The sequence below is a fragment of the Streptomyces sp. NPDC048442 genome (assembly GCF_040651475.1).
Classification (GTDB): Bacteria; Actinomycetota; Actinomycetes; order Streptomycetales; family Streptomycetaceae; genus Streptomyces.
Window position 1 is genome coordinate 60,102 of record NZ_JBEZKB010000015.1, and the last position, 11,934, is coordinate 72,035.

The window sequence follows — 11,934 nt, forward strand, 5'->3', positions numbered from 1 at the left end:
TCCGCTTCATTCCGCTTCGACGCGGGGGTCAGGTTCCCCACGCGTCGAAGCGGAACAGTTGGCCCGCCGCGTCGTCCTCGCACGGCCGCTGCTCCAGCGCGGTCCACTCGGCGCGCGAGGCGCCCGGCACCGTGAGGCACATCCGGGTGTGCTGCGGGCGGATCCGGTAGCCCTTGACCGGACTGCCGACCGGCTCGAACCGGAACGTCTCCGCCGCCGGGTTGCGGTTCTCGCACTCGGCGTCCTCCACCCAGACGCCCTTCTCCCGCTTCCCCCAGTGCACGCCCATGCAGCCCTCCTTGAACTCGGGATGGTACGAGGCGATCCGCCAGTCCTCCTCACCCATCCTGACCAGCGAGTACTGGGGTATGAGTCCCTCGCAGGGCGCTTGGTGGACCTTGCCGGTCCCGGTGCCGTCGCGCTCCCCGAGGCAGAGCCCGGAGTGCACCGCGCGCAGCGTCCGCTCTCCGGTGCCGGGCGCGGTGACCGCCCCGAGCGGCCGGACTTCCGGGACTGCGTCGCGGATCACCCAGGCCGCCGTCGCCGCGGCCAGCGTCAGGGCCAGGGCGGCCGCCAGGACCTTGGTCCGGGAGATCCGCCGCGGACTCGCGGCTTCCAGCCCGCCGGCAGGGTCCGTTCCGCCCGGCGAGGACGGGACTTCGGCCGCTGGCGCGAGGCCGGATTCCGGTTCTGATTCCGGTTCCGCTTCCGATTCCGCTTCTGATTCCGCTGTCGCGACGGCCGCCGGTTCCGCCACCCGTTCCGCCGCCACCCGCTCGCCGCGTACCGCGAGTTCCTTCCGTACCGCCAGCCACTCCCCCACCGCCGCAGGGCCGCACCCGCACGCCCGCGCGTAGGCCGCCACCAGTTCCTCGCGCGGCACCGTCGTGCGCGCCAGCATGTTCGCGACCGTGCTGCGCGGCAGGACGTCGCCGATCGCGTCGGCGCGGGCGGTGAGTTCGCGGTACGTGAGGCCCGACCACTCCTTGAGGGTGTGCAGTCCCTCGACGAACTCGGCGGCCGTGCGGGCCCCGCGCGGATCGGGTTCCGGCATCGGACAAGCCTCCTGTCACCCGACCCGACCTGCGTCCGGCGGGCAGCGGAAAGGGAGTTGGGACATGTCCCGGACAGGCTGAAGCCTTGTTGATCCGGCCGCGCAACTCAAGAGTGGGAATCGCCGACTCCGGCCGGAACCCGACGCCGGGAGAGGCCGGGAGAGGCCGGGAGAGCACACGGGACGGCCCCCGCCGTCCACAGGGGAGACGACGGGGGCCGTTCTGCGCGTGCGAGGAGTACGGGCTGAGCGTAGAGGTGAGGGCTAGAAGACCGACTCCGCCTCGTCCATCCGCGTCTCGGGGACCGTCTTCAGCTCGGAGACGCCCTCGGCGAGCGGCACCATCGCGATGCTCGTGCCGCGCAGCGCGGTCATGTTGCCGAAGTGACCGGCGTGCACCGCCTCCACCGCGTGCCAGCCGAAGCGGGTCGCGAGGACGCGGTCGTACGCGGTGGGGGTGCCGCCGCGCTGGACGTGGCCGAGGATGACCGGGCGGGCCTCCTTGCCGAGCCTGCCCTCCAGTTCGACGGCCAGGCGGGTGCCGATGCCGGTGAAGCGCTCGTGGCCGAACTGGTCGATGACGCCCTTCTCGTACGGCATGGTGCCCTCGGCCGGACGGGCGCCCTCCGCGACGCAGATGACGGCGAACTTCTTGCCGCGTGCGAACCGCTCCTCGACCATCTTGACCAGCGAGTCGACCTCGAAGGGCCGCTCCGGCAGGCAGATGCCGTGGGCGCCGCCGGCCATGCCGGACTCCAGGGCGATCCAGCCCGCGTGCCGGCCCATGACCTCGACGACCATGACGCGCTGGTGCGACTCTGCGGTGGTCTTCAGCCGGTCTATGGCCTCGGTGGCGACGCCGACGGCGGTGTCGAAGCCGAAGGTGCGGTCGGTGCCGTTGATGTCGTTGTCGATGGTCTTCGGGACGCCGACGACGGGCATGCCCGCGTCCGACAGCATCCGGGCGGCGGTCAGGGTGCCCTCGCCGCCGATCGGGATGAGGGCGTCGATACCGTACTTGGCAGTGAGCTCGGCGCAGTTCTCGGCGGCCTCGCGGAGCCGGTCGCGCTCCAGCCTGGCCGAGCCGAGGATGGTGCCGCCGCGCGGCAGGATGCCACTGACCGCATTGAGGTCGAGGGGGCGGTAGTGACCGTCGAGGAGGCCCTTGAAGCCGTCCTCGAAGCCGATGACCTCGTCGTTGTGCCCGGCGACGGCGCGGTGCACGACCGACCGGATCACTGCGTTCAACCCAGGACAGTCGCCGCCTGCGGTGAGAACTCCGATACGCATCGTGCTGTGTCTCCTGCTCTTGGTGGTACTTGTGAGCCAGGTTCCGATTGTTCCACGGCCGGAATGCGCCGCGCGCTTCCGGATACTCCGGGACAACCGGGACAGGGGGCCTTTGGGCCCTGCACACAGGACTTCTTCCGGCGGGCGTCTTATCCAGCCCCAAAGGTATTGTCAAGGGTGCAAGACCACCCTAACCGTACAAAATCAGCAAAGTTGCTGATCGAGGCAACTGATCCACTACGACGAGACGGAGAGCACGCGTGACGCGCAGCGTGTACGTGACCGGCATCGACCGGGGGGACGGCCGCCAGGTCGTCGAGCTGGGAGTCATGGAACTCCTGACCCGCCAGGTGGACCGCGTGGGGGTCTTCCGCCCGCTGGTGCACGACGGCCCCGACCGCCTCTTCGACCTGCTCCGCGCCCGCTACCGGCTGTCCCAGGACCCGGCGACGGTGTACGGCATGGACTACCGCGAGGCGTCCACGCTGCAGGCCGAGAAGGGCACCGACGAACTGGTCTCCCAGCTGGTCGACCGCTTCCACAAGGTGGCCAGGGAGTACGAGGTCGTCCTCGTGCTCGGCACGGACTACGCGGACACCCAGTTCCCCGACGAACTGTCGATGAACGCCCGGCTGGCCAACGAGTTCGGGGCGTCCGTGATACCCGTCGTCGGCGGCCGGAAGCAGACCGCCGAATCGGTGCGCGCCGAGGCCCGCAACGCCTGTCGCGCGTACGAGAGCCTGGGCTGTCACGTCCTCGCGCTGGTCGTGAACCGGGTTTCCCCGCCCGACCGCGCCGAGATCGAGGAGCACCTCAACGACAGCCGCCTGCCGGTCCCCGCGTACGTACTCCCGGACGAGCCCGCGCTGGCCGCGCCGACCGTCGCGCAGATCACCCAGGCGCTGGGCGGCACGGTCCTGCTCGGCGACGACGCGGGGCTCGCGCGCGACGCCCTGGACTTCGTCTTCGGCGGCGCGATGCTGCCGAACTTCCTCAACGCCCTGACCCCCGGCTGCCTGGTCGTCACCCCCGGCGACCGCTCCGACCTGGTCGTGGGCTCGCTGGCCGCGCACAGCGCCGGTACACCGCCCATCGCGGGCGTACTGCTGACGCTGGACGAGCGTCCCGGCAAGGAGATCCTGACCCTGGCGTCGCGCCTCGCGCCCGGCACCCCGGTGGTCTCGGTGGCGGGGGGCTCCTTCCCGACCGCGGGTGAGCTGTTCGCCCTGGAGGGCAAGCTCAACGCGGACACCCCGCGCAAGGCGGAAACCGCGCTCGGCCTCTTCGAGCGACATGTCGACACGGCCGATCTGCTGGCCCGGATGTCGGTGGCCCGCAGCGGCCGCGTGACGCCGATGATGTTCGAGCACGAGCTGCTGGAGCGGGCCCGCTCGGACCGCCGCCGCGTCGTGCTCCCCGAGGGCACCGAGGAGCGCGTCCTGCGCGCCGCCGACGTGCTCCTGCGCCGCGACGTCTGCGACCTCACCCTGCTCGGCGACGTGGACGTCATCCGCAAGAAGGCCGCCGACCTGGGCATCGACCTGTCGGGCAGCCGGCTCATCGACCCGCAGACCTCCGAGCTGCGGCAGACCTTCGCCGAGCGGTACTCCCAGCTGCGCGCCCACAAGGGCGTCACCGTGGAGCTGGCGCACGACGTGGTCGCCGACGTGAACTACTTCGGCACGCTGATGGTCCAGGAGGGCCTCGCCGACGGCATGGTGTCCGGCTCCGTGCACTCCACCGCCGCGACCATCCGCCCCGCCTTCGAGATCATCAAGACCAAGCCCGACGCCAAGATCGTCTCCTCGGTCTTCTTCATGTGCCTCGCCGACAAGGTCCTGGTGTACGGCGACTGCGCGGTCAATCCGGACCCGAACGCCGTACAGCTCGCGGACATCGCGATCCAGTCGGCCGGGACCGCCGCCCAGTTCGGCGTGGAGCCGCGGCTGGCGATGCTGTCGTACTCCACGGGCACCTCGGGCGCCGGCGCCGACGTCGACAAGGTGCGCGAGGCGACCGGGCTGGTCCGTACTTCCCGCCCCGACCTGCTCGTCGAGGGCCCGATCCAGTACGACGCGGCCGTCGAGCCCTCGGTGGCCGCGACCAAGCTGCCGGGCTCCGAAGTCGCGGGCCAGGCAAGCGTGTTGATCTTCCCGGACCTCAACACCGGCAACAACACCTACAAGGCCGTACAGCGCTCGGCCGGCGCCGTGGCCGTCGGCCCGGTCCTGCAGGGCCTGCGCAAGCCGGTCAACGACCTGTCGCGCGGCGCACTCGTCCAGGACATCGTCAACACGGTCGCCATCACCGCGATCCAGGCACAGGGGGAATCGGCATGACACCCACTGCCCGGCCCCCCTTGCCCACCCCCGGCACGGCCCCGGCCCGCCCCCGCTCCGCATGACCTCCGCACCCGTACGAGAAAGCACCGCCGTGACCACTGCCCCCACCCGCATCCTCGTCCTCAACTCCGGCTCCTCGTCGCTGAAGTACCAGCTCATCGACATGCGCGACCACTCCCGGCTGGCCATGGGCCTGGCCGAGAAGATCGGCGAGGACACGTCCGCGCTGGTGCACACGCCGCTGCTCGGCGAGGGCGCCGGCACGAAGCGGATACGGACGACCCGGTTCGCGGACCACGAGGAGGCGCTCCAGGCGGTCGCGGTCGAACTGGCCGCGGACGGCATCGGCCTGGACTCCCCCGAGCTCGCCGCGATCGGGCACCGGGTGGTCCACGGCGGCCTGAAGTTCTCCGCACCGACGGTCGTCACGGACGAGGTGATGGCGGAGATCGAGCGTCTGGTCCCGGTCGCTCCCCTCCACAACCCCGCCAACATCACCGGCATCAGGACCGCCCAGGCGCTGCGCCCCGACCTCCCCCAGGTCGCCGTCTTCGACACCGCGTTCCACACGACGATGCCGGAGTACGCGGCCCGCTACGCCATCGACGTCGAGACCGCCGACGCGCACCGCATCCGCCGCTACGGCTTCCACGGCACGTCGCACGCGTACGTCTCGCGCAAGACGGCGGCGCTGCTGGGCAAGGACCCGTCGGAGGTCAACGTCATCGTGCTGCACCTCGGCAACGGTGCCTCCGCCTCCGCCGTCGCGGGCGGCCGCTGCGTGGACACCTCGATGGGCCTCACCCCCCTCGAAGGCCTGGTGATGGGCACACGTTCGGGCGACCTCGACCCGGCGGTGATCTTCCATCTGGAGCGCGTCGCCGGAATGTCCACCGACGAAATCGACACCCTCCTCAACAAGAAGAGCGGTCTGGTCGGTCTCTGCGGCGAGAACGACATGCGGGAAATCCGCCGCCGTATCGACGAGGGCGACAAACAGGCCGAACTCGCCTTCGAGATCTACATCCACCGGCTGAAGAAGTACATCGGCGCCTACTGCGCCGTACTCGGCCGCGTGGACGCGGTCGCCTTCACCGCGGGCGTCGGCGAGAATGCCGCACCGGTGCGCGAGGCGGCCGTGGCGGGCCTCGCGGAGCTGGGTCTCGCGGTGGACGCGGACCTCAATTCCGTACGTTCCGACGAACCCCGGATCATTTCGCCGGAGTACGCACGGGTAGCCGTCGCCGTTGTACCGACCGACGAAGAACTGGAAATCGCGAACCAGGTGTACGAACTGGTCAGCACCGTCGAGAACGCCGACAACTGAGCGCGTCTGAGCACCACCGCGCCCATTTGTACATTCCACCAGACGGAATATTCCGCAGAGAAACAAACCGATAGGATCCGCCTTATGCGCCGTTCCAAAATCGTCTGCACCCTTGGCCCCGCCGTCGACTCGCACGAGCAGCTCGTCGCTCTGATCGAAGCCGGCATGAGCGTGGCCCGATTCAACTTCAGCCACGGCACCCACGAGGAGCACCAGGGCCGTTACGACCGCGTCCGCAAGGCCGCCGCCGAGACGGGCCGCGCCGTGGGCGTGCTCGCCGACCTCCAGGGCCCCAAGATCCGCCTGGCGAAGTTCGCCGAGGGCCCCGTCGAACTCGTCCGCGGCGACGAGTTCACCATCACCGCCGAGGACGTCCCGGGCGACAAGTCCGTCTGCGGCACCACGTACAAGGGCCTGCCGGGCGACGTCCAGAAGGGCGACCCGATCCTCATCAACGACGGCAACGTCGAGCTGAAGGTGGTCTCGGTCGAGGGCCCCCGGGTGAAGACGATCGTCATCGAGGGCGGCGTCATCTCCGACCACAAGGGCATCAACCTGCCCGGCGCGGCGGTCAACGTCCCGGCCCTCTCCGAGAAGGACGTGGACGACCTCCGCTTCGCGCTCCGCATGGGCTGCGACCTGGTCGCCCTGTCCTTCGTCCGCGACGCCGACGACGTCAAGGACGTGCACAAGGTGATGGACGAGGAGGGCCGCCGGGTCCCCGTCATCGCCAAGGTGGAGAAGCCGCAGGCCGTCGAGCACATGGAGGGCATCGTCGCGGCCTTCGACGGCGTGATGGTGGCCCGTGGCGACCTGGCCGTCGAGTATCCGCTCGAAAAGGTCCCGATGGTGCAGAAGCGCCTCATCGAGCTCTGCCGCCGCAACGCCAAGCCGGTGATCGTCGCGACCCAGATGATGGAGTCGATGATCACCAACTCCCGCCCGACGCGCGCGGAGGCGTCCGACGTCGCCAACGCGATCCTCGACGGCGCGGACGCGGTCATGCTGTCCGCCGAGTCCTCGGTCGGCGCGTACCCGATCGAGACCGTCAAGACGATGTCGAAGATCGTCGTCGCGGCCGAGGAGGAGCTCCTCTCCAAGGGCCTCCAGCCGCTCGTCCCCGGCAAGAAGCCGCGTACGCAGGGCGGTTCCGTCGCCCGCGCGGCGGCCGAGATCGCGGACTTCCTGGACGGCAAGGCGCTGGTCGCCTTCACCCAGTCCGGCGACACGGCCCGCCGGCTGTCCCGCTACCGTGCGGCCCAGCCGATCCTGGCCTTCACCACCGACGAGGCCACCCGCAACCAGCTGGCCCTGAGCTGGGGCGTCGAGTCCTTCGTGGTCCCGCACGTCGACAACACGGACGCGATGGTCGACCTGGTCGACGCCGAGCTCCTGAAGCTCCAGCGCTACAACAACGGCGACACCATGGTCATCACGGCCGGTTCGCCCCCCGGCATCCCCGGCACCACGAACATGGTGCGGGTGCACCACCTGGGCGGCGAAGAGACGACTGCCTGACGGCCGTTGTCGTACGCATATGAGTTAAGGGCGGGCCCGGAGTCTTCAGGACTCCGGGCCCGCCCCCGTTGCGCTCGGCCGGATTCCGGTCGGACCTCCCGGTCGCCGGCTTCCGGTCAGTGGAAGGCCAGGGTGGCGCTGACCGTCTGGCTGGCCGGGCAGAGGAAGCCGCCCTCCGCCAGCGGTACGTCGGCGGTCGCCGAGTAGCTGCGGGTGTCGCCGTCGCGCTGTGCGACGAGCGCCCCGGACCGGTAGCGGCAGGTGACGCCGACGACCGTGACCGAGACATCGAGGGCGTCGGCCGTGGCGGTGCCCGCGCCGTCGTCGAAGGTCACGGCCGGATCGTTGTTCAGCGCCGCGCTGAGACCGGAACAACTCAGGTTGCCACCAGGTGAGTTGATGGTGCTGCGGTCCACCGTGAGGGCGTTGGGCGCGGTGGCGCTGGTGGCGCCGCCGGTCCAGCTGCACGACTTGTCGCCCGCTCCGATGGAGCCGTCGACCTGACCCTGGGCCGCACTGGCGGGTCCGACTGCCAGTGCGGCCAGGGTGAGCGCGCCCACGAGCACGCCGACGGCCTTGTGGGGGGTGGTGAGACGGGGCATGGGGGTACCTCCGCGTTCGCGCCGGTCGTTTACCGGCGGTAACGTGAAAATAGGCATGCCCATGTCATCAGTCAACCCTTCAGGGCGGGCTTGGTGACGTACGAGGGCCCGGCCGGACGTTCGCCGTCCTGCCGGGCCCTCGTACGTACGGCGCGGTCGCCGCCGGATTCCTCCGGCCGGACTAGTTGGCCGCCGCCTGGCCCGTACCCGGGCCGGTGAAGTAGTTGTGGAGGCCGGGGACGGTAAGGGTGCCGCCGAACTGGCCTGCCTGGGTGACCCTGGCCTTGGTGAACATCGCGATGGGGACGTTCAGCGGGGGCGGGGTCTCGGGGCTGAAGGTCACCGGGATGAGGCCGAAGAGGTTGCCCTTCAGCTCTTCCGTGTACATCGTGACCGTGCCCTGGCGGAGGGTCGAGGTGGAGCCCTTGCTCGCCTGGACGTGCCCGGTGGAGCCGTTCGGGCCGACCGTGGTCTGGTGCAGGTCCCTGATGTCCGTTTCCTTGGCGGTGAACTTCAGGACCTTCTTGATCTTGCCGCCTGCGGTGCGGACCTCGACGACGCCCTCGTAGTTGAGGCCGCGGAGGGTCAGCATCGAGGTTTCCAGGATCCACGGGTCGTCCGGGAGGTCCGGGATGCCCGGCTCCAGCTTGGCGTCCGCGAGGGCCTTGGGGTCTGCCGTCGGGCAGGGGAAGGGGAACTTGCCGTCGGCGTTCGGGACGAGGTCGGGCTTGCCGTCGCCGTCCTTGTCCAGGTCCGCGATCTTGATGCCGAGCTTCTCGGCGGCTTCGCGGATGGCCTTCTCGGTCTTGGCGGTTTCGGCGTCCGCCTTCTCCTTGGCGGCCTTCTCCTCCTTGCCCTTGGCGAGGTCCTCCGCCTTGTCCTTGGCGAGCTCGTCCTTCTTCGCCTCGGCTTCCTCGGCCTCCTTCGCGGCCTTGGCGTCCTTGGCGTCCTTGGTGCCGTCCGCCTTGTCCGCGTCGGCGGCCTTGCCCTTGTCCGTGCCGGCGGCCGGGGGCTTCGTCGTCGCGTCCCCGGCGGGGGCGGGCGCCTTGTCGTCCTGGGCGTCCGGCTTCGCCGTGTCCGTCGGAGTGGGGGTGGCGGCGGGGGGAGCCGCGGGCTCCTCCTTCTTGCCGCCCAGGCCCTCGAAGAAGTCCTTGATCTTCGGGCCCACGCCGAGCGGGTCCAGGGGGTTGTGGGGCTCGGCCTCGGTGGGGGCGGGCGTCGGCGTGGCTGCGTCCGGGGCCTTCTGCTGCGCGCCCGCGGGCGGCTTGGTGGCGTCCGGGACCGGGGTCTTGTCCGGCTTGCCCGCTGCCGCGTCGTCCTTGGCATCGCCGCCGGCCGCGTCGCCCTTGGCAGGGTCGGGCAACGCGCCGTCCGGCTTCGCGGCGTCCGGCTTGCCCGCCTCGTCCTTGCCCTTGCCCGCCTCGTCCTTGCCCTTGTCCGCCTCGTCCTTCGCGGCGTCCTTGTCCGGCTTCCCGTCGCCGTCCTTGTCCGCGTCCTTGGCCGCCTGGTCCGGCTGGGTCACGCACGGGCCGGGGGCGAACGGGTTCGCCGGTTCCTCGGCGGCCATCGCCAGCTTCGGCGTCAGGCTCATCCCGACGAACACCGCGGTGGGCATCGCCGCGAGGGCCAGGGCCTTGCCCGCAGGCATGTGGAGCTTGGTCAGCAGCGACTTTCTGGGGGCCGCGTGGCGCGGCCCGCTTCTACCGCGCGCCTCCTCTCCCCCACACGCGTTCTCCTGGGCCTGGTCACCCCGCACTGTTCCTCCTGCCATTGGCGTCGACAGTTGTGTCAGTCGTGTTCGTGTCCGGCGCGTTCGTGTCCGGCGCGTTCATGCCCGGCGCGTTCATGCCCGGCCGTTCATGTCCGGCGCGTTCGTGTCCGTGCCGGTTCCCGGACCCTCTGCCTTCGTCAGGTTCGTCCCCGGCTGTCCGGCGGCCTGCGGCGGCACCTGGGTGAGGACCATCGTCTGCTCGGCAGCGGGCTCCGGGACCGGGGTCGGGGACTGCGCCTGCGCCTGCGCCTTCACCGGAGCCCATGCGACCGACATCGCACCGCCCAGCAGCGAGAGCACGAAGCCGATGATGAATCCGCCGATGTTCGACACCGGGATGGAGACGAGGGCCAGCAGGATCGCGGCGACACCCGCGAAGATCCGGACGATGGAGTGGAACCACATCGTGAGGCCCAGCGTGACCAGCAGGACGCCGATGATCAGCGAGCCCGCGCCCGCGGTCGTCGCCATGGTGAGCGTGAGCGAGCCCATTTTGAGGTCGTTGTACGGGAAATACATGATCGGGACGCCACCGAGGATGGTGAGGAGTCCCGCCCAGAACGGCCGGACGCCTCGCCAGGCGCGGAAACGCAGCCGCCAGTAGTGGAAATCGCGGCTCTCGCTCGGAACCGAGGTCTCGGCGCTCATGAAAACAGCTCCCTGGAACCGGTGTTGCTGTGCAGAAAGATGAGGGAGAGGGTGCGGGCGGGACACCCGGGGACGGTCCGCTCTACCGGTGTCCCGTCCGGTGCCCCGCCCGCGGAGTGCTCAGCCGCACTCCCGCGGAGTGCTTAGTAGCACTCCTTGACGCCCTTGTGCAGGCGCAGGCTCAGACCGCTGAGCTTGAAGGTGCCCGCCGAGGTCGCCCAGGCCCGCTGCTTCACCTTGGTCAGCACGGCCTTGTCGGCCTGCTGGGCGAAGCCGAAGGGGTTGGCCTTCGTGCCCTTCTGGATGCCGGGGCCCTTGGTGGCCTTGCCCGCCGCGACACCGATGTCGATGTTCGTGAACTCGGCGTCGGCGTCCAGGTCGGCGACGTCCAGGTAGATGTTCTCGGCGTGCACGGGCGTCGCGCCCGTACCGGCCTTGAGCACCAGGCTGACGCTGCCGAAGATCGGGACGTCCGGGGTGACGACCGACTGGCACATGTTCGTGATGTCGGCGGTCTTGAAGCCGGAGACCGCGACCGGGTGAGCGGCCGGGTTCCCCTTCAGGTCGGTGCCCTCGGCGATGCTGCCGTACTGCACGAAGCCCGTGCCGTCCAGCTTGTCGGCCGTCACCTTGAAGTCCTGGCCGGAGACGCTGAACGAAGCCGCCAGCGCACCCTGTGCCATGGCGACGCCTATCGCGGCGGTCGCGGCCACGCTCGGCACCATGACGACCGCGAAGCGACGCCATCTGGTTCCACCGCGTACTTGGGAACTCATGTACTTTCCTCCTTCTCGGACGTACATCTCCGGTACGGGCAGGGGCCCGTCGGGATGGGAGAAGTGCTACGTCCTCGGAGGGCGGGCGCCGCGCTCGGAGCCCGGCATGCGCCACGTCCGAATCACCGGCGATCACCCCCGAGCGACAACCACTGGCCACGCGTTCGCGCAACCTGCTGGACAGGCCCCGCCGTTGGGCGGAGACCCCCCTGTCCAGAGCCGGCAGCACTGCTGCCGACCCGCCCGGTGGGGACCCAGAGACACCGCCGCTCCGACTGGCTTGTCAGGGCGTGGGCAATGGACCGAGCGTGGCCGATCGTGGTCCATTCACGGGCTCGGCACAAGGGGGTTCGTTACTCGCTAGTAACGGGCCGATAACCGAAGCGCGGCCGGGTGGTCTCGGTGGGTCGCGTACGGCTGCGTCGCGTGACGCGGAAAATCGGGTGATTGCCGCAACAAGGCGGACAGAAGGACGAGTTCGCTTTACTGCGAGTAACAGCGGCCCCGATTGCCAAGATTTGGCAAAACGGGGCCGTGCATTGTCACTGAGTCGCCAAATTCCCGTGTGACGGGAGGGGCTCGTGGGCACCCGGCCGAGGTGCGGGG

The 11,934-nt window shown here is 70.0% G+C and carries 9 protein-coding genes; 3 read left to right on the forward strand and 6 right to left on the reverse strand.

What is annotated here, in order from left to right:
* Nucleotides 1-28: 28 nt before the first annotated feature.
* A complete protein-coding gene (locus AB0D18_RS22510; protein ID WP_362421245.1) occupies nt 29-1,054 on the reverse strand; it encodes a ricin-type beta-trefoil lectin domain protein in 1,026 nt (341 codons plus the stop codon).
* Between the two features lie 264 nt (nt 1,055-1,318).
* Nucleotides 1,319-2,344 (reverse strand): ATP-dependent 6-phosphofructokinase, encoded by a 1,026-nt coding sequence (locus AB0D18_RS22515; RefSeq protein ID WP_362421248.1) that lies wholly within the window; start codon nt 2,342-2,344, stop codon nt 1,319-1,321.
* A gap of 260 nt (nt 2,345-2,604) precedes the next feature.
* Between AB0D18_RS22515 and pta the strand changes: the two genes are divergently transcribed.
* The 3 genes from pta to pyk all read left to right on the forward strand — a co-directional run bounded on the left by pta (nt 2,605) and on the right by pyk (nt 7,531).
* Nucleotides 2,605-4,683, forward strand: a complete 2,079-nt coding sequence (pta, locus tag AB0D18_RS22520; protein WP_362421251.1) for a phosphate acetyltransferase — start codon at nt 2,605-2,607, stop codon at nt 4,681-4,683.
* A gap of 61 nt (nt 4,684-4,744) precedes the next feature.
* Nucleotides 4,745-6,013: an acetate kinase gene (locus AB0D18_RS22525; RefSeq protein WP_362421253.1), complete on the forward strand. Its 1,269-nt coding sequence runs from the start codon at nt 4,745-4,747 to the stop codon at nt 6,011-6,013.
* A gap of 84 nt (nt 6,014-6,097) precedes the next feature.
* On the forward strand, nt 6,098-7,531 hold the full coding sequence (pyk, locus tag AB0D18_RS22530) for a pyruvate kinase (protein WP_362421256.1): 1,434 nt from the start codon (nt 6,098-6,100) through the stop codon (nt 7,529-7,531).
* 116 nt (nt 7,532-7,647) lie between these two features.
* On the opposite strand, the gene AB0D18_RS22535 is transcribed toward pyk, so the two are convergent.
* The 4 genes from AB0D18_RS22535 to AB0D18_RS22550 all read right to left on the reverse strand — a co-directional run bounded on the left by AB0D18_RS22535 (nt 7,648) and on the right by AB0D18_RS22550 (nt 11,328).
* A complete protein-coding gene (locus AB0D18_RS22535; RefSeq protein ID WP_362421259.1) occupies nt 7,648-8,133 on the reverse strand; it encodes a hypothetical protein in 486 nt (161 codons plus the stop codon).
* Between the two features lie 181 nt (nt 8,134-8,314).
* Nucleotides 8,315-9,889, reverse strand: coding sequence for a hypothetical protein (locus tag AB0D18_RS22540; RefSeq protein ID WP_362421260.1), 1,575 nt, complete (start codon nt 9,887-9,889; stop codon nt 8,315-8,317).
* Between the two features lie 87 nt (nt 9,890-9,976).
* Entirely contained in the window at nt 9,977-10,552 is a 576-nt protein-coding gene (locus AB0D18_RS22545; protein WP_362421263.1) for a DUF6114 domain-containing protein, read from the reverse strand.
* A gap of 143 nt (nt 10,553-10,695) precedes the next feature.
* Nucleotides 10,696-11,328 carry a DUF6230 family protein gene (locus AB0D18_RS22550; protein ID WP_362421265.1) on the reverse strand — a complete coding sequence of 211 codons (633 nt, stop codon included), beginning with the start codon at nt 11,326-11,328 and terminating at the stop codon, nt 10,696-10,698.
* Between the last annotated feature and the right edge of the window lie 606 nt (nt 11,329-11,934).